The organism is Paenibacillus sp. FSL H7-0942, assembly GCF_045040715.1.
GTDB classification, from domain to species: Bacteria; Bacillota; Bacilli; order Paenibacillales; family Paenibacillaceae; genus Paenibacillus; species Paenibacillus amylolyticus.
Map to the genome: position 1 here is coordinate 6,162,517 of NZ_CP150279.1, position 17,889 is coordinate 6,180,405.

Sequence of the window (17,889 nt, forward strand, 5' to 3'; positions counted from 1 at the left end):
ATCTGCCTATAATAGTTTAGGCTTTTTTAGCTTTTGGACGCTTAGCGCCGTATTTCGAACGAGCTTGCATACGGTTGTTTACACCAGCAGTATCGAGAGCTCCACGAACGATGTGATAACGAACTCCTGCAAGGTCTTTAACTTTACCTCCGCGGATCAATACCACACTGTGCTCTTGAAGGTTATGTCCGATTCCCGGGATATAAGCAGTAACCTCGAGACGGTTCGTCAAACGAACACGGGCATACTTACGAAGTGCAGAGTTTGGTTTACGTGGAGTCATTGTACCTACACGAGTGCAGACACCACGTTTTTGTGGGGCACTGATGTTAGTAGATTCACGTTTCAAAGCGTTGAATCCTTTTTGCAAAGCTGGAGATTTTGACTTCTCAACTTTTGCTTGACGTCCTTTACGAACCAGTTGGTTAATAGTTGGCATGTGATTGCCACCCCCTTCCTCAAATATTCATGTTTCTTTACAAACCTCTTTGCACTAAGTCCACAGACCCAGGCGGTTCATAAAAAGACAAATGAAAAGTTTTTGCCTTGGAGAATCCTTAAAAGTTCTCGGACAAAAACGTTCCTTACCCTATGATTTTACGACAGCAGCCATAGCTGCTCCTACTCCAATCCCGCAAGCCTTGCCGAGATTTTTCATTGTATCCACTTTCGTGCATTTTACATTGTGTTGTTCACACAAAGCAATGATTTTGGAAGTAAGCTGCGGATCACTATCTTCTGCGACATAGACTTCAGAAGCCATACCTGTCTGCACCATCCGCATGGTCTGTTTGGTACCTATTTTGACATGAGCATCTTGCAAGGCTTTTTCATTAGACATTGTGTATTCCTCCGAATAGAACCATGTACAATCAGCTGCCCACGCACCTTTGATATATTAGCATCTAGCGCAAGCATTGTCAATGCTAATCCTAAAACATTTTTTAAAAGTTTACGTACATCAGGATTCGTCCGCCTGTATCATACAAACGTCCGTCTCCTGACGCACAAAACTTTCACTCTCCTCTAATGAGGAGAAATATATTTAATCAACCGAAACTGGCTCAAGTTCTTCTACTGAAGATTGGCCATCTTCTGGCTCAGCAAATTTGATGCTGCGGTAACGGTGCATACCTGTACCTGCAGGAATCAATTTACCGATGATTACATTTTCCTTCAGACCGAGCAACTGATCGACTTTACCTTTGATCGCTGCATCTGTCAATACACGTGTAGTTTCTTGGAACGAAGCCGCCGAGAGGAAGGAGTCTGTTTCCAGAGATGCTTTCGTAATACCGAGCAGGATTGGTTTAGCAACCGCCGGCTCTTTATCACTAAGAATCGCAATTTTGTTAGCTCTTTCGTACTCATGCATATCCACGAACGATCCTGGCAACAGCGTTGTATCTCCTGCATCTACGATACGGATTTTACGCAGCATTTGACGGATCATAACTTCAACGTGCTTATCGTTAATTTCTACGCCTTGGTTACGATATACGCGTTGTACTTCCTGCAGAATGTAGTTTTGTACACCACGTATACCTTTAATCCGTAACATCTCTTTTGGATCAATGGAACCGTCTGTCAACTCGTCACCCGCTTCAACTTCCGCGCCTTCGCTTACGCGCACACGGGAACCGTAGGTAACGGCGTATACTTTGGATTCCGCTTCACCTTGAATTTCGATTTCACGACGATCTTTCGCTTCGCGAATCTCTTTAACCACACCATCGATTTCACTGATCGTTGCTTGACCCTTAGGATTACGAGCTTCGAACAACTCCTGGATACGTGGCAAACCTTGCGTAATATCGTCTCCGGCTACACCACCGGTATGGAACGTACGCATTGTAAGCTGTGTTCCTGGCTCACCAATGGACTGTGCTGCGATAATACCAACTGCTTCACCAATCTCCACGTGTTTACCAGTCGCGAGGTTGCGACCATAACACTTCTTGCAGACACCATGACTTGCACGGCAGCTGAGGACGGAGCGGATTTGCAGTTTAGTAATACCTGCTTTGATAATCGCTTCTGCTTTATCGGAGTCAATTAATTCATTGCGACCTACAATGATTTCTTTCGTTTCCGGATGACGAAGTGTCTCGAAGCAGTATCTGCCTTCAATACGGTCGTAGAGATCTTCGATAACCTCTTTACCATCCTGGATACGACTTACCGTAAAGCCTTTATCTGTACCACAATCATCATCACGCACGATTACGTCTTGGGCTACGTCTACGAGACGACGAGTCAGGTAACCTGAATCGGCTGTACGCAGGGCTGTATCCGCCAAACCTTTACGCGCTCCGTGAGTGGAGATAAAGTACTCGAGTACCGTCAGACCTTCACGGAAGTTCGATTTGATTGGGAGTTCGATAATTCGACCGGATGGGTTGGCCATCAGACCACGCATACCGCCCAATTGGGTGATTTGCGATTTGTTACCCCGTGCTTTGGAGTCTACCATCATCATGATCGAGTTGTAACGATCCATGGACTTCATCAGAATCTCAGTGATGTCATCTTTGGATTTTGACCAGATATCAATGATACGGTCATAGCGCTCCTCATTCGTAATCAGACCACGACGGTACTGATTCGTAACGATTTGTGCTTTTTCCTCAGATTGTCTAAGAATTTCAAACTTCTCAGGTGGAACGATAACATCAGATACCGCAACCGTAATACCGGCACGTGTAGAGTATGTGAAACCAAGTTGTTTGATTTTATCCAAAATAACGGCTGTTTCCGTTGTGTGATAAATTTCAAAACAACGTGCAATGATGGAGCCGAGGTATTCTTTACCGACACCGCCAGCCAGAGGAGCATTCATAATAGCTTCTCTGAGATCAGCACCTTTTTCATATACAAATGAGTGATCTGCAGTACCTTGGTACAGGTTAGCACGAGTCGCGTCATTGATATACGGGAAGCTTGCCGGGAAAATTTCATTGAAGATAATTTTACCGACAGTTGTCAGCAACATTCCTTCTTGTTGTTCTTCCGTGAAGCTTGTTTTACCAAGCGCCTTAACCGGAATAGCTACACGCGCATGCAGACCAGCAGTACCACGTTGGTATGCCGATACAGCTTCGTTAACTGTACGCAAGATCATACCTGTGCCCTTTTCTTCCTTGTTATCCATAGTAAGGTAGTAAGAACCAAGCACCATATCCTGGGAAGGAGTAACAACCGGTTTACCGTCTTTAGGGTTCAAAATGTTACCCGATGCAAGCATCAGGATACGTGCTTCCGCTTGAGCTTCAGCGGACAAGGGAACGTGCACGGCCATTTGGTCACCGTCAAAGTCGGCATTGTATGCCGTACATACGAGCGGGTGAAGACGAATTGCTTTACCTTCAACGAGAATCGGTTCAAATGCTTGAATACCGAGTCTGTGAAGCGTAGGGGCACGGTTCAACAGAACCGGATGCTCCTTGATTACTTCTTCAAGAACATCCCATACTTCAGGACTTACACGCTCAACTTTACGTTTTGCGCTCTTGATGTTGTGGGCAAGCCCTTTATTTACAAGCTCTTTCATAACAAAAGGCTTGAACAATTCAAGTGCCATATCTTTTGGCAGACCACACTGATACATTTTCAGGTAAGGTCCAACAACGATAACGGAACGACCAGAATAGTCAACCCGTTTACCGAGCAAGTTTTGACGGAAACGTCCTTGTTTACCTTTCAGCATGTGGCTGAGAGATTTCAATGGACGGTTACCAGGACCCGTTACCGGGCGTCCACGACGACCATTATCGATCAATGCGTCAACAGCTTCCTGCAACATCCGTTTTTCATTTTGCACGATAATATCTGGCGCGCCCAGATCAAGCAGACGTTTCAGACGGTTATTCCGGTTGATTACACGACGGTACAAGTCATTCAGGTCAGACGTTGCAAAACGTCCACCATCCAACTGTACCATTGGACGAAGTTCCGGCGGGATAACAGGAAGTACATCCATGATCATCCACTCTGGCTTGTTGCCGGAGTTGCGGAATGCTTCGATAACTTCCAGACGTTTGATTGCACGATTACGACGTTGTCCTTGCGCAGTCCGGAGCTCTTCTTTCAGGAACTCGAGCTCTTTGTCTATGTCAAGGTCTTGAAGTAATTTTTTAACCGCTTCTGCGCCCATGCCAGCATGGAAACCATAGCCGTATTTTTCACGGTAGCTGCGGTATTCTTTCTCGGACAACAGCTGTTTTTTCTCCAGTGGAGTTTCTCCTGGATCAGTTACAACATATGATGCAAAATAAATAATCTCTTCAAGAGATCTTGGAGACATATCCAGAGCAAGACCCATACGGCTCGGAATACCTTTGAAGTACCAGATATGCGATACCGGAGCAGCGAGCTCAATGTGGCCCATCCGTTCGCGGCGTACTTTCGCACGTGTTACTTCAACGCCACAACGATCACAGACAACGCCTTTATAACGGACGCGTTTGTATTTACCGCAATGACATTCCCAGTCTTTTGTAGGGCCAAAAATCTTTTCGCAGAACAGCCCTTCTTTTTCCGGTTTCAACGTACGATAGTTGATCGTTTCCGGTTTTTTCACTTCTCCGCGGGACCAAGAACGAATTTTCTCTGGGGAAGCAAGCCCGATCTTCATGTATTCGAAATTGTTGACGTCCAACAAGGAGCAACCCTCCTTAACCAATTCCTGTAATCTAGGTTACGCCCACTCCGGCCGAAGCCGGAGCAAGACGTGAGCCTGATGAAAAACGCCGGTCATCATGCGCTCGAAGCGGTTTATTCCGCTCCGACCTCTGTACCCTCAAGGTTGAGGCTGAGCTTATCGCTCGCAGCGTCATCTTCATCGTCCATTTCTCTCATTTCAATCTCTTGCTCATCTTCACTCAAAATCTTAACGTCCATACCCAAGCTTTGCAGCTCTTTGATCAATACTTTGAATGATTCAGGAACACCTGGTTCCGGAACATTCTCACCTTTGACAATGGATTCATACGTTTTAACCCGACCAACAACGTCATCGGATTTAACAGTCAAGATTTCTTGCAGTGTATAAGCAGCACCGTATGCCTCAAGCGCCCATACTTCCATCTCCCCGAAACGCTGTCCACCGAATTGAGCTTTACCACCCAATGGTTGTTGCGTAACAAGTGAGTAAGGACCTGTAGAACGGGCATGGATCTTATCATCAACCATGTGTGCCAGTTTGATCATGTGCATGACACCTACGGTAACTTCACGTTCAAACTCTTCACCTGTACGACCATCATACAGGACAGTTTTACCATTACGTTGCATACCCGCTTCTTCCATCGTATCGAAGACGTCATACTCCTTCGCTCCGTCGAATACAGGAGTTGCTACGTGAATACCCAGTTGCATCGCCGCCATACCCAAGTGAACCTCGAGTACTTGACCAATATTCATCCGGGAAGGTACGCCCAGTGGGTTAAGAACGATCTGAACCGGTGTACCGTCTGGCAGGAAAGGCATATCTTCTTCCGGCAAGATGCGGGCCACGACCCCTTTGTTACCGTGACGTCCGGCCATTTTATCACCCTCGGAAATTTTCCGTTTTTGAGCGATATATACACGAACGAGTTGGTTAACACCTGGAGGCAGCTCATCACCGTTTTCACGGGTAAATACTTTCACGTCTACTACGATACCGTCAGTACCATGTGGTACACGCAAGGAAGTATCACGTACTTCACGTGCTTTCTCACCAAAGATCGCATGCAAGAGACGTTCTTCTGCTGTCAGCTCTGTTACACCCTTAGGTGTTACTTTACCAACCAGAATGTCGCCAGCACTGATCTCAGCACCGATGCGGATAATACCGCGCTCATCCAAGTTACGCAACGCTTCTTCCCCAACGTTAGGGATATCACGTGTGATCTCTTCAGGTCCAAGCTTGGTATCACGTGCTTCTGACTCATACTCCTCGATATGGATGGATGTATATACATCTTCCTTAACGAGTTTTTCACTGAGCAAGATCGCATCCTCGTAGTTGTAACCTTCCCAAGTCATGAAGGCAACAACAACGTTACGTCCCAGAGCCAATTCACCCATTTCCGTTGAAGGACCATCAGCGAGGATATCACCAGCTTTGACAGCGACACCTCTTTTGACAATCGGACGTTGGTTAATGCATGTTCCTTGGTTCGAACGCATAAATTTGTGTAATTTATATTTAACGATATCGCCTTTAACTTCCTGACCGTCCACTTCTTCAACACGACGGACCCAAATCTCGTTCGCAGTAGATCGTTCAATAATTCCGTCATAATCGGAGACAATACATACACCGGAATCTTTCGCGGCTTTGTGTTCCATACCTGTTCCCACAAGAGGTGCTTTAGGAATCAAAAGTGGAACGGCCTGCCGCTGCATGTTTGATCCCATGAGCGCACGGTTGGAGTCATCGTTCTCAAGGAACGGAATAAGCGCTGTAGCGACGGATACAACTTGCTTAGGAGATACGTCCATGTAGTCAACGCGCTCACTCGGCATCGTAAGGATGTTATCCGACTGTTTGTTATAACGTACAATGATCGCTTCTTCTTCAAATGTACTATCTTCATTCAGCTTCGCATTCGCTTGCGCGATAACATAGTTGTCCTCTTCGTCCGCTGTCAGGTAATCAATTTGCTCGGTTACAATACCTGTCTTCGGATCAACCCAACGATATGGAGCTTCAATGAAGCCATATTCATTCACACGGGCGAACGTAGACAAGGAGTTGATCAAACCGATGTTTGGTCCCTCTGGCGTCTCGATTGGACACATACGGCCATAGTGGGATGGATGGACGTCACGCACTTCCATACCTGCGCGCTCACGTGTCAAACCACCGGGTCCGAGTGCGGACAAACGACGTTTATGTGTCAACTCACCCAGCGGGTTCGTTTGATCCATAAATTGTGACAACTGAGAGCTACCAAAGAACTCTTTAATCGATGCAATAACAGGACGTATGTTGATCAATGCCTGTGGTGTAATTACGTTAGCATCCTGAATGGACATTCTCTCACGAACCACACGCTCCATACGGGACAAACCGATACGGAACTGATTCTGCAGGAGTTCACCCACCGAACGCAAACGACGGTTACCCAGATGGTCAATATCATCCGTGCTACCAATTCCCTGCAGAAGGTTAAGGAAATAACTGATGGACGAAATGATATCCGCCGGCGTCACGTTTTTAACGGACTTGTCAATGATTCCATTGGCAATCAGTTTGACTACTTTACCATCTTCTGTTGGTGAAAATACATCGATCGTTTGCATAGGAACATCATTAGCATCCAGAACACCGTTACCCACGTGATACGTGCGGAAACCAACGCTCTTCTCCAGATACGGCATGATTTCATCCAACAAGCGACGATCCACCATTTGACCTGCTTCAGCAATAATCTCGCCTGTTTCAGCGTCAACAAGTGATTCAGCCAAACGCTGGTTAAACAAACGGTTTTTGATGTGAAGCTTTTTGTTCATTTTGTAACGACCTACATTAGCCAGGTCATAACGTTTTGGATCAAAGAAACGTGCTACGAGCAAGCTTTTCGCATTATCCAGCGTTGGCGGCTCGCCCGGACGAAGACGCTCATAGATCTCAATGAGTGCTTTCTCCGTGGAATCCGTGTTGTCTTTGTCCAGTGTGTTGCGGATATATTCGTCATTACCGAGCAGATCCAGAATCTCAGCATCTGTGCCAAAACCAAGTGAACGCAGGAGAACCGTAACCGGTATTTTACGTGTACGGTCGATCCGGACATAAACAACATCCTTCGCGTCCATCTCCAGTTCCAACCAAGCGCCGCGGTTAGGAATAACTGTAGCGGTATACGTTTTTTTGGCGTTTTTATCTACTTTGGTACTGAAGTAAACGCTAGGAGAGCGAACCAACTGGCTGACAATAACCCGTTCCGCACCATTAATAATAAATGTGCCCGTGTTGGTCATCAGCGGGAAATCTCCCATGAATACTTCCTGCTCTTTGACTTCGCCGGTTTCCTTATTAATGAGCCGGACTTTGACCCGAAGCGGTGCTGCATACGTAACGTCACGCTCTTTTGCGTCGTCTACTGTATACTTCGGTTCACCGAGACTGTAATCGATAAATTCCAAAATCAAGTTACCTGTAAAATCCTGGATCGGCGAGATATCCTGGAACATTTCGCGCAACCCTTCCTCCAAAAACCAATCATAGGATTTTTGTTGGATTTCAATCAGGTTCGGAACTTCGAGTATCTCGTTAATTCGTGCATAACTGCGCCGAGTGCGTCGACCATATTGAACAAGATGTCCTGCCAACTTAAACTCACCCCTCAATGTCTACTCACTTTAAAAATTTCGTTGCGAACCTCTGTTTGTAACCTTATAATGGTACACATACAGAGCAAAGCAATGCATCCACAAATAAAGAAAAGCCCTTACTCGAAATGTCGTTCGAAAAAAGAGCAACTTTGATCGGCGGATGTCTTTCCAAATCATTCTTATCCCCAGTTTGCCCAAAATGTACATATTATACGCCAAACGTAGGCATAATAAGCCCGTTCGGCGTAAAAAAAGGTTGACATTTTTAGTTAGCTAAAGCCAAGTAGGGCATCTTAATACTGACATTTTACAACTATACCACGACCTGAATTTCAAGTCAATAGTCCTATTGCAAAAAAAATGATCCCCTGCTTACTTTACAAACTCGGATTCAGCTTTTAGTAGATACCTCTTCCGATTTCACCGCTTTGAAAATCCGATAGCCTTTATCCTTCGTCACTTCTTCCACTCTTCCAAACAAAGATTCCAATTTCGCTTTCGCTGACGGTGCTCCTTGTTTCTTCTGAATGACAATCCACAACGAACCGCCTACCTTCAGATGGCGATGTGCCTGTTCGAAAATAGTATGAACCGTCTCTTTCCCAGCCCGTATAGGCGGGTTGGTTAGGATAACGTCAAAATCTTGCTTTTTCACTTCAGACAGTAGATTACTTTGCAATACCGTAACATTGTTAATTCCGTTCGCTTTTGCATTTTCCCTGGAAAGTTCAACGGCTCTCTCGTTGATATCGATCATGGTGACATGCCCATCCGGTACAAGTTTGGCTGCTGTAAGACCCATTGGCCCGTATCCACAGCCCACATCGAGAACATGAGCCCCTGATGGCAACTCTATCGCATCAATCAATACTCTGCTGCCATAATCGATTCCGTTTTTGGAAAACACACCGGCATCCGTCACGAATCGCAGACTGAATCCGCGAAGAACCGCTTCAGTTGCTCTGCGATCATGCGCCACTTGCGGTTTGTCCGAATAATAATGATTGGACATGCCCTCACTCACTTTCCATTTACAATTACAGCAACAAACCCCTTGATATAAGTCAAGGGGTTTGTTGTTTTGTTCATTTAGCTTGTAATAGCTAAATTATTTAACTTCAACTGAAGCGCCTGCTTCTTCAAGCTTAGCTTTAACCGCTTCTGCTTCTTCTTTAGCAACTTTTTCTTTCAATGCTTTTGGAGCGTTGTCAACCAATTCTTTTGCTTCTTTCAGGCCAAGACCTGTGATTTCGCGAACTGCTTTGATAACGTTGATTTTGGAAGCACCAGCGCTAGTCAAGATTACGTCGAACTCGGATTGCTCAGCTTCAGCAGAAGCTACTGCACCTGCAGCAGCTACTGGAGCTGCAGCAGTTACGCCGAATTCTTCTTCGATTGCTTTAACAAGATCGTTCAATTCCAGTACAGTCATGCCTTTGATTGCTTCCAAGATTTGCTCTTTACTCATGAGTGAACCTCCATATATAATATTATTTTTTTAAATTCATTTGCCGCCTAAGCAGCATTCAGATCAAGTTGCTTACGCGCCTTGTTCTTCTTTTTCTGCAACTGCTTTAACCGCAAGCGCGAAGTTGCGCACTGGCGCTTGAAGCACGCTGAGGAGCATGGAGAGGAGTCCATCGCGGGATGGCAGTTCTGCCAATGCCTTAACTTCTTCTACTCCGATTACGCGACCTTCTACGACTGCACCTTTCAATTCCAGTGCATCGTTCTTTTTCGCGAAGTCGTTCAGAATTTTAGCTGGAGCCACAACGTCATCTACGCTGAATGCAATTGCAGTAGGACCTGTAAGAACATTTTCAAGTTCTGTCAGTTCTGCTGCTGCAGCTGCACGGCGAAGCAACGAGTTTTTCAGCACTTGGAATTCGATCCCTGCTTCACGAAGTTGCTTACGCAACTCAGTTACTTGGGCAACGTTCAATCCGCGATAGTCAACAACAACAGTTGTAACGCTCTCGCGCAATTTTGCTGTTACTGCATCAACGGATTCTTGTTTTGCTTGAATCACTTTTGCGTTTGCCAATCTGTACACCTCCTGATCAAATTTATCCCATTAAGAAAAGCCTCCGTAGAATCACGAAGGCTTGATATATACTCATCATCGATTTGCATCGTTCTAAGTTCTATAATCACACCTCGGCAGGAAATTAAGCCAAATGGCACCTACTGTCTACGGCAAGCATATTCAAATGTCAACGGTCAGTCACTCGGACTCACAACTTTTATATCTTATCAAAAACAGGACAAGCCTGTCAAGAGATATTATCTAAAAGCTGCTGCGTTCACGCGTGCGCCAGGGCCCATCGTGGAAGAAAGACTAACATTCTTCAGATAAACACCTTTTGCTGCCGCTGGTTTAGCACGATTCAGAGCTTCCATGAGAGCTTTGAAGTTCTCATTAAGTTGCTCAGAAGAGAAAGAAGCTTTACCAATCGGTGCATGAATTTGACCTGCACGATCCAGACGATATTCGATTTTACCGGCTTTAATTTCTTGAACAGCCTTAGTTACATCGAAAGTTACCGTTCCGGCTTTAGGGTTAGGCATCAGACCTTTACCGCCAAGCAGTCGGCCCAATTTACCTACTTCACTCATCATATCTGGTGTCGCTACGCAGACGTCGAATTCGAACCAGCCTTGTTGGATTTTGTTGATCATGTCTGCATCACCAACATAGTCCGCGCCAGCCGCTTCCGCTTCTTTCGCTTTGTCACCTTTTGCAAATACCAATACGCGTTGTGTTTTACCTGTGCCGTGTGGCAAGACAACAACACCACGTACAGCCTGGTCTTGCTTACGAGGGTCTACGCCCAAACGAACTGCTGCTTCGATTGTTTCATCGAATTTTGCAGTAGCTGCCTTTTTCACAAGCTCTACAGCTTCTGAAGGCTCGTAAGTTGCTTCGCTGTCAATCAGCTTAGCAGCTTCCAGGTATTTTTTACCGTGTTTAGCCATGTTTTATTCCTCCTTTGTGGTGTTAGCGGATATACCTCCCACATCAACCGGTCGCGAATCGACCGGTTTTACGAAGCCATGTTTCTTATGAAAATTAGTCTTCGATGGTGATACCCATGCTGCGGGCAGTACCTTCGACCATACGCATTGCGGACTCAACGTCTGCTGCATTCAGGTCAGGCATTTTTGTTTCTGCGATTTGACGTACCGCATCACGTTTAACAGTAGCAACTTTTTTCTTGTTCGGTTCGCCGGATCCTTTTTCAACTTTAGCTGCCACTTTCAACAGAACTGCTGCTGGTGGAGTTTTAGTGATGAAAGTAAAGGAACGGTCCTCGAATACAGAAATTTCAACTGGAATAATCAATCCCGCTTGATCAGCTGTACGAGCGTTGAATTCTTTACAGAATGCCATGATGTTGACACCTGCTTGACCCAAAGCTGGACCTACTGGTGGTGCTGGGTTTGCTTTACCTGCTGGAATCTGCAGTTTTACCATTTTAATAACTTTTTTCGCCATGATTGACACCTCCTTGCAAAATAGTGGTTAACGGGTTTTTCAACCCTCCCACAAGAAACTTGAAGAAACTAGATCTTCTCCACTTGCGTGTATTCCAACTCAAGCGGTGTTTCCCGTCCAAACATGTTCACGTGCACTTTCAACTTGCTTTTCTCTACCAAAATTTCTTCCACGGAGCCTACGAAATTCGCAAAAGGACCGACTTTAATACGTACGGATTCCTTAATATCGAACTCAATTTTCGGCTTAGGTTCAACCATTCCCATGTGCTTCAGAATTTGTTCCACTTCTTCAGGCAACAATGCAGTTGGTTTGGACCCAGAACCTGTCGAACCGACAAATCCTGTAACCCCTGGTGTGTTGCGAACAACATACCAAGAATCATCCGTCTGTACCATTTCCACCAAGACATAACCGGGGTAAACTTTACGCATAACGGTTTTTTTCTTACCGTCCTTGTTTACCACTTCTTCTTCCATAGGAACAAGAACGCGGAATATCTTGTCTTCCATGCCCATAGACTCTACGCGTTTTTCCAAATTGGCTTTGACCTTGTTCTCATACCCTGAATAGGTATGAACGACGTACCATCTTTTTTCCATATCAAGCCACCGGAACCCTTCTTAAATAATCGCTTCGATCACAAAGGAGATGCCAATGTCAATGACCCAAAAAAACAGCGTCATAACCACAACAGTACCAAGTACGATCAATGTGTAGTTGGTCAGCTCTTTACGATTAGGCCAGCGAACTTTTTTAAGTTCAGCCCAGCTTTCTGAGAAAAAGGAAATCAGAGATTTGAAACTTCGTTTCACGCCGACACCTCCAAAAACTATCTGGTTTCGCGATGAGAAGTCTGCTCGTTACAAAACTTGCAAAATTTCTTCATCTCCATGCGGTCGGGGTGATTACGCTTGTTTTTTGTCGTAGTGTAATTTCTTTGTTTGCAGTTAGTACAAGCCAAAGTAATAATTACCCGCATGATGTACACCTCCCGAAGACTTCCACATTCAAGCAGAGTCTCTAAATTGATCCTGAAAAAAAGCCATAAATTTAGGCCTACCTAAAACACTTTATCACAAGGGTATAACCATGTCAATGAAAGAATAGTCTTTCATTCATTGGGTATTACTTCCGTACAACGTACATTCGTTTCTCATCTCTGTTTTTCTCTTCTCCTGCTTGGACCGAGCGATTACTAGTATAAACATTCTTAGATTTTATAAACTTGAGACACTAAAAAAAGACTCAAACACCGAGCCTTTTCCGTCAACGACAACATGTGTTTAATTATCTCGAACTTCCAGGTACTTTTCAAGTTTGCGCTTGACGCGCTGAAGTGCATTATCAATGGACTTCACATGTCTGTCCAAATCTACTGCAATCTCTTGATAAGATCTCCCGTCCAGATACAACATCAATACTTTACGTTCCAGATCACTCAGAATCTCGGACATTTTATCTTCCAGGCCCACAAACTCTTCCTGATTGATGATAAGTTCTTCCGGATCACTGACCTGGGTTCCACAAATCACATCGAGTAACGTACGATCAGACTCTTCGTCATAAATAGGCTTGTCCAGAGATACATAAGAATTAAGCGGAATATGCTTCTGACGTGTTGCTGTCTTAATCGCCGTGATGATCTGTCTTGTAATACACAGTTCGGCAAAAGCCTTGAACGAAGCCAGTTTGTCCCCTTTGAAATCTCGAATGGATTTGTAGAGGCCAATCATTCCTTCTTGAATAATATCTTCCCGGTCTGCCCCAATCAGAAAATAAGATCTTGCCTTGGCGCGTACAAAGTTACGATATTTGTTAATTAGAAACTCTAACGCTTCGCTTTCGCCTTCACGGAAAGCTTCGACAATGTCTTCGTCACTTTGGTAATCATACTTAGATAACATGATATCTTTGAGGTCGACACTCACAGACAATCCCTCCGGCTGCAACGCAAGGTACCCCGTTACTCTACTCTATGAAATATAGGATCAGTATATATGATGGTACCTCACACCGTCAACCACGCTCTGCCTAAAAAAGAACATCAATAACATAAATGTCAAGAGTTTCAATATTCTAATTTTTGTAAAAACGTGCTGTTATTCCCGGCGCCATCGCTCAAACTCTTTCAATACATCGGGACTTAACTTACCCCCGAGTGTGTTACGCGTGGTCTTCGCCTGATCTTCTTCCAGTCGTTTTTTTAATTCTTTTTCGTTCTGCTCAACTTCAATTAGTAACTCCCTTGCAGATACGCGTAGCGCTCCCTGTCCAAAAATAACATGTTGCTCTACCATATCGCTCGTAGCCACATAGATTTGGCGTCTTCGCATGCTTAGTTCCCGAACGAGTCTCTCAATGCATTCGTCTGCCGTCTCTTTTTCCTTTGTAAAATAGATCTGCACTTTGCTCTGAGTAAAGGATTTACCGAGTCCAGGCACGAGGTAGGCGTCAAACACAACAATGACTCGCCGGCCGGAGAAAGCCTGGTAGTCTGCAAGACGAAAGAGAAGCCTGTTACGCGCCTCTTCGAGCCCACTTTCCGCCAGTTTGGTTAATTCCGGCCAGTCGCCAATCATGTTGTACCCGTCTACAAGAAGCACATCACGGGAATCAGCCATACCTTCTATTCCTGCGCTTGACGCGAGCGGAGCACTTCGTACATGACAACCCCCGCTGCCACGGAAGCATTCAGGGAATTAATCTGACCTTGCATTGGTAGTTTGATCAGCACATCGCATTTCTCACGAATAAGTCGTCCCATTCCCTTGTTCTCATTTCCGATTACCAATGCCACAGGGCCAGTAAAGACTCCATTACCAAAGACACCTTCATGAGCCGTGACATCTGTCCCTACAACCCATACACCTTCCTCTTTGAGGCGATCGATGGTCTGTCCAAGATTACTTACCCGAGCCACTGGCACGTACTCCACAGCGCCTGCTGATGTTTTGGATACTGTCACGGTTACCGCTGCCGAGCGACGTTTCGGTACAATGACGCCATGCGCACCCGTGCAATCTGCTGTCCGCAAAATGGACCCCAGGTTATGAGGATCTTCAATCTCATCCAACAGAATCAGGAAAGGATGCTCATTCTTTGCTTTTGCTACGGCAAGAATGTCTTCTACCTCCACATAAGCGTAAGGTGCCGCTTGAGCAACTACCCCCTGATGCTGAATGCCTGGTACCGTTTGATCCAGCTTACGCTTGTCCACGTGTTGAATGACAATACCTAGTTTTTTAGCTTCCGAGATAATAGGTTGAGTCAGATGTTTCTGTGCTGTATCGGCAATCCATATTTTATTAATGGTCCGGCCTGAACGCAGCGCCTCCGTCACGGAGTGTTTACCGGCGATCCATTCTTCTTCCATCGTTGTTCGATCCTCTCTGTAATGCGTTGTTTTGTTGAAATTTCTATTTTTTTGTCGGTGATGGCGATTGTTGTTCCGCGTGCTCAATGCCAAGCCCGATCAGTTCAATCATGCGATCATGATGACCACTGCTGTAGAGGTAACCAATGAGACATTCAAAAGCCGTGGCATGTCTGTATTCCAACACATCTGCATTTTTGGGTACACTACCCGACTTGGCATTCCGCCCTTGCCGGACGATATCACGTTCTTCCTCTGTCAGTTCAGCCTCAATCGTTGTAAGTATGCGGCTCTGTGCCTTCGCTGATACCAACCCGGTTGCACTACGGTGCAAATGATTGGGACGCATGTTGGCCTTCGACAACAGATATTGACGAACAGCTACCTCATATACCGCATCACCAATATAGGCCAGTGCAATAGGTGGAATCAACCTCGCAGGTCTGGAAGGAGGATATGGGAACCATCCTCCCTCTGTGACCTGCTCCTGTTGTTTTGGTGTATTTGGATGTCCCTCGCTCATTTGCGCCGCCATCTCATGCCCTGCGCCGTATCTTCAAGCAGAATGCCACGTGCAGACAATTCATCGCGAATTTCATCCGCTCTTGCCCAGTTTTTGGACTTGCGCGCTTCTACACGCTCTTCAATCAGACGTTCTACTTCCTCATCCAGAAGTTCTGGCTCTGCGTCAGTATAGATGCGCAGCACAGCATTCAATTCACTGAACAATTCGAGGAGTGCACGAATGTCTGCCGCATTAACTACTTCTTGCTGCAACAGTTGGTTGGCTTCCCCTGCCCACTCAAACATCGCAGTGATCGCATCAGGAGTATTGAAATCGTCCTGCATCTTTTCGTGATACTGCTGACGAATTTGGTCGAGTCTTGCCGCAAACTCTGCTGTGATATCCTGATCTACAGTCACCGCATTCAGACGATGATTCAGGTTACCTACCGCATTTGCAATCCGGTCCACACTGTTCTGTGCCTGCTCCATCGTATCATCCGTGAAGTTCAATGGGTTGCGGTAGTGGGTAGACAACATGAAATAACGAATCGCTTCGCGTTTATATTGATTCCGCAAGTCTTTAACCAGAACACCATTACCGAGTGATTTCGACATCTTCTCGTTATCAATCCGGATGAATCCATTATGCATCCAGTAGTTCGCAAGTGGTTTACCTGTTAACACCTCGGATTGGGCGCATTCGCACTCATGGTGCGGGAACTGCAAATCCTGTCCACCCCCGTGAATGTCCAGTGTATCCCCAAGGTACTCCCTAGCCATGGCGGAGCACTCAATATGCCAGCCTGGTCGACCATCGCCCCAAGGACTGGACCAATAGATCTCACCCGGTTTGGCAGCCTTCCAGAGCACAAAATCTTCGGGATGCTCTTTGCGCTCGTCCACACCCACACGGATTCCAAATTGCAGCTCCTGCAGGTTTTGTTTCGAAAGTTTGCCATATTCGCTGAATTTGCCTGTGCGATAATAGACGTCACCGCCATTTTCATACGCAAATCCTTTTTCAACCAGCTCACGGATAAAATCAATGATCAGCGGCATGTTTTCCGTTACTCTCGGATTGCTGCTTGCCTTGGGAATACCCAATCCCTCAATGTCTTCATAATAGGCAGCAATAAACTTCTCAGCCACGTGAGGAACGTCTGTTCCAAGTTGTTCTGCTTTGCGAATCAACTTATCGTCCACATCCGTGAAGTTCACCACATAGTTCACATCATGCCCTGTCTGTTCCAGGTATCCACGAACCGTGTCGAAAAAGATAACCGGGCGTGCATTCCCGATATGAATGTAGTCATATACCGTTGGTCCGCAGACATACATTTTTACTTTCCCTGGCTCTTGAGGAACAAATTCCTCTTTGGTACGACTCATCGTATTATAAATCTGAAGCGTCATGGTCACTTATCCTTTCATCCTATACTGCCTTTATTTATTGTATCACGTATCACGCACAGTCTCATTTTCACGGGCATTTTGCAGTGTACGTACTTCTTCTTGCAATCGTTCGAGTTCTTTTTGCATACCGCGCAAGGAGTCAACGACCGGATCGGGCAATTGCTGACTGAGGCGATCTACCCGTCGGCCATCCTGTTTAACAATTCTGCCCGGTATACCTACTACGGTACTATTGGAAGGGACCTCCTTAAGCACAACAGAGTTCGCACCAATGTTACATTGATCCCCCACGCTAAATGAACCCAGCACCTTGGCTCCGGATGAGATAACCACATTATTACCAATGGTCGGATGTCTCTTTCCTTTTTCTTTCCCTGTTCCGCCCAGGGTAACCCCCTGATAGATAACGACATCATCGCCAATCTCACATGTTTCTCCAATAACGACGCCCATTCCGTGGTCAATAAACAACCGATTTCCGATCGTAGCTCCAGGATGTATCTCAATTCCTGTCATAAAACGGCTAACCTGCGAAATGAACCGGGCAACCGAGAACCATCTTCGCTTGTATAAAAAATGAGCGATCCGGTGTGCCCATATCGCATGCAGCCCTGAGTAGGTGAATACCACCTCAAACCAACCTCGGGCCGCCGGATCGTTTTCAAACACCGCCTGGATATCTGATCTGATCTTCTTGAACATGCTCGTTCCCCTCTTGTTCAGGTTCCCGTCCTCCGGCTTACCGGACGGCGCGTTCCTTGGTAGTGTACTGCAC

The 17,889-nt window shown here is 45.8% G+C and carries 18 protein-coding genes and 1 other annotated feature; all 18 genes read right to left on the reverse strand.

Features of this window, described 5'->3' with window-relative positions; all coding sequences use genetic code 11:
• Positions 1-16: 16 nt before the first annotated feature.
• Entirely contained in the window at positions 17-439 is a 423-nt protein-coding gene (gene rpsL, locus MHI48_RS27140; protein WP_017692070.1) for a 30S ribosomal protein S12, read from the reverse strand.
• 150 nt (positions 440-589) lie between these two features.
• Complete coding sequence (locus tag MHI48_RS27145; protein WP_036607175.1) at positions 590-841, reverse strand: ribosomal L7Ae/L30e/S12e/Gadd45 family protein; 252 nt, start codon at positions 839-841, stop codon at positions 590-592.
• A gap of 204 nt (positions 842-1,045) precedes the next feature.
• The gene (rpoC, locus tag MHI48_RS27150; RefSeq protein ID WP_036607173.1) at positions 1,046-4,660 is read right to left on the reverse strand and encodes a DNA-directed RNA polymerase subunit beta'; all 3,615 of its coding nucleotides are present in this window, start codon (positions 4,658-4,660) and stop codon (positions 1,046-1,048) included.
• A 113-nt stretch (positions 4,661-4,773) separates the two neighbouring features.
• Positions 4,774-8,319, reverse strand: coding sequence for a DNA-directed RNA polymerase subunit beta (gene rpoB / locus MHI48_RS27155; protein WP_036607171.1), 3,546 nt, complete (start codon positions 8,317-8,319; stop codon positions 4,774-4,776).
• Between the two features lie 394 nt (positions 8,320-8,713).
• The gene (locus tag MHI48_RS27160) at positions 8,714-9,334 is read right to left on the reverse strand and encodes a class I SAM-dependent methyltransferase (protein WP_074096568.1); all 621 of its coding nucleotides are present in this window, start codon (positions 9,332-9,334) and stop codon (positions 8,714-8,716) included.
• Between the two features lie 96 nt (positions 9,335-9,430).
• Positions 9,431-9,790: a 50S ribosomal protein L7/L12 gene (gene rplL, locus MHI48_RS27165; protein ID WP_017692065.1), complete on the reverse strand. Its 360-nt coding sequence runs from the start codon at positions 9,788-9,790 to the stop codon at positions 9,431-9,433.
• Positions 9,791-9,862: 72 nt separating this feature from the next.
• Positions 9,863-10,366, reverse strand: coding sequence for a 50S ribosomal protein L10 (rplJ, locus tag MHI48_RS27170; RefSeq protein WP_047841127.1), 504 nt, complete (start codon positions 10,364-10,366; stop codon positions 9,863-9,865).
• Positions 10,367-10,389: 23 nt separating this feature from the next.
• Positions 10,390-10,537: a sequence feature (ribosomal protein L10 leader region), on the reverse strand.
• A gap of 68 nt (positions 10,538-10,605) precedes the next feature.
• A complete protein-coding gene (gene rplA, locus MHI48_RS27175; protein WP_017692063.1) occupies positions 10,606-11,298 on the reverse strand; it encodes a 50S ribosomal protein L1 in 693 nt (230 codons plus the stop codon).
• A 94-nt stretch (positions 11,299-11,392) separates the two neighbouring features.
• Positions 11,393-11,818: a 50S ribosomal protein L11 gene (rplK, locus tag MHI48_RS27180; RefSeq protein WP_017692062.1), complete on the reverse strand. Its 426-nt coding sequence runs from the start codon at positions 11,816-11,818 to the stop codon at positions 11,393-11,395.
• Positions 11,819-11,886: 68 nt separating this feature from the next.
• Entirely contained in the window at positions 11,887-12,420 is a 534-nt protein-coding gene (gene nusG, locus MHI48_RS27185) for a transcription termination/antitermination protein NusG (protein ID WP_036607165.1), read from the reverse strand.
• Positions 12,421-12,441: 21 nt separating this feature from the next.
• On the reverse strand, positions 12,442-12,633 hold the full coding sequence (gene secE / locus MHI48_RS27190; RefSeq protein ID WP_017692060.1) for a preprotein translocase subunit SecE: 192 nt from the start codon (positions 12,631-12,633) through the stop codon (positions 12,442-12,444).
• Positions 12,634-12,650: 17 nt separating this feature from the next.
• The gene (gene rpmG, locus MHI48_RS27195; protein ID WP_072735843.1) at positions 12,651-12,800 is read right to left on the reverse strand and encodes a 50S ribosomal protein L33; all 150 of its coding nucleotides are present in this window, start codon (positions 12,798-12,800) and stop codon (positions 12,651-12,653) included.
• A 304-nt stretch (positions 12,801-13,104) separates the two neighbouring features.
• A complete protein-coding gene (gene sigH, locus MHI48_RS27200; protein ID WP_017692059.1) occupies positions 13,105-13,749 on the reverse strand; it encodes an RNA polymerase sporulation sigma factor SigH in 645 nt (214 codons plus the stop codon).
• A gap of 171 nt (positions 13,750-13,920) precedes the next feature.
• Positions 13,921-14,442, reverse strand: a complete 522-nt coding sequence (locus tag MHI48_RS27205; protein ID WP_036607162.1) for an NYN domain-containing protein — start codon at positions 14,440-14,442, stop codon at positions 13,921-13,923.
• Between the two features lie 5 nt (positions 14,443-14,447).
• The gene (gene rlmB / locus MHI48_RS27210) at positions 14,448-15,194 is read right to left on the reverse strand and encodes a 23S rRNA (guanosine(2251)-2'-O)-methyltransferase RlmB (RefSeq protein ID WP_076329934.1); all 747 of its coding nucleotides are present in this window, start codon (positions 15,192-15,194) and stop codon (positions 14,448-14,450) included.
• 43 nt (positions 15,195-15,237) lie between these two features.
• Positions 15,238-15,717: a Mini-ribonuclease 3 gene (locus MHI48_RS27215; protein WP_036607160.1), complete on the reverse strand. Its 480-nt coding sequence runs from the start codon at positions 15,715-15,717 to the stop codon at positions 15,238-15,240.
• Complete coding sequence (gene cysS, locus MHI48_RS27220; protein WP_036607158.1) at positions 15,714-17,114, reverse strand: cysteine--tRNA ligase; 1,401 nt, start codon at positions 17,112-17,114, stop codon at positions 15,714-15,716. Before cysS ends, MHI48_RS27215 begins: the two co-directional genes overlap by 4 nt.
• A 42-nt stretch (positions 17,115-17,156) precedes the next feature.
• On the reverse strand, positions 17,157-17,816 hold the full coding sequence (gene cysE / locus MHI48_RS27225) for a serine O-acetyltransferase (RefSeq protein ID WP_036607155.1): 660 nt from the start codon (positions 17,814-17,816) through the stop codon (positions 17,157-17,159).
• Between the last annotated feature and the right edge of the window lie 73 nt (positions 17,817-17,889).

What these genes read in the sequence shown, in the direction of transcription:
- rpsL (WP_017692070.1), bottom strand. Translation starts at nt 439, where the DNA reads ATGCCAACTATTAACCAACTGGTTCGTAAAGGACGTCAAGCAAAAGTT.
- MHI48_RS27145 (WP_036607175.1), bottom strand. Translation starts at nt 841, where the DNA reads ATGTCTAATGAAAAAGCCTTGCAAGATGCTCATGTCAAAATAGGTACC.
- MHI48_RS27160 (WP_074096568.1), bottom strand. Translation starts at nt 9,334, where the DNA reads ATGTCCAATCATTATTATTCGGACAAACCGCAAGTGGCGCATGATCGC.
- rplL (WP_017692065.1), bottom strand. Translation starts at nt 9,790, where the DNA reads ATGAGTAAAGAGCAAATCTTGGAAGCAATCAAAGGCATGACTGTACTG.
- rplA (WP_017692063.1), bottom strand. Translation starts at nt 11,298, where the DNA reads ATGGCTAAACACGGTAAAAAATACCTGGAAGCTGCTAAGCTGATTGAC.
- rplK (WP_017692062.1), bottom strand. Translation starts at nt 11,818, where the DNA reads ATGGCGAAAAAAGTTATTAAAATGGTAAAACTGCAGATTCCAGCAGGT.
- nusG (WP_036607165.1), bottom strand. Translation starts at nt 12,420, where the DNA reads ATGGAAAAAAGATGGTACGTCGTTCATACCTATTCAGGGTATGAGAAC.
- rpmG (WP_072735843.1), bottom strand. Translation starts at nt 12,800, where the DNA reads ATGCGGGTAATTATTACTTTGGCTTGTACTAACTGCAAACAAAGAAAT.
- MHI48_RS27205 (WP_036607162.1), bottom strand. Translation starts at nt 14,442, where the DNA reads ATGGCTGATTCCCGTGATGTGCTTCTTGTAGACGGGTACAACATGATT.
- rlmB (WP_076329934.1), bottom strand. Translation starts at nt 15,194, where the DNA reads ATGGAAGAAGAATGGATCGCCGGTAAACACTCCGTGACGGAGGCGCTG.
- MHI48_RS27215 (WP_036607160.1), bottom strand. Translation starts at nt 15,717, where the DNA reads ATGAGCGAGGGACATCCAAATACACCAAAACAACAGGAGCAGGTCACA.
- cysS (WP_036607158.1), bottom strand. Translation starts at nt 17,114, where the DNA reads ATGACGCTTCAGATTTATAATACGATGAGTCGTACCAAAGAGGAATTT.
- cysE (WP_036607155.1), bottom strand. Translation starts at nt 17,816, where the DNA reads ATGTTCAAGAAGATCAGATCAGATATCCAGGCGGTGTTTGAAAACGAT.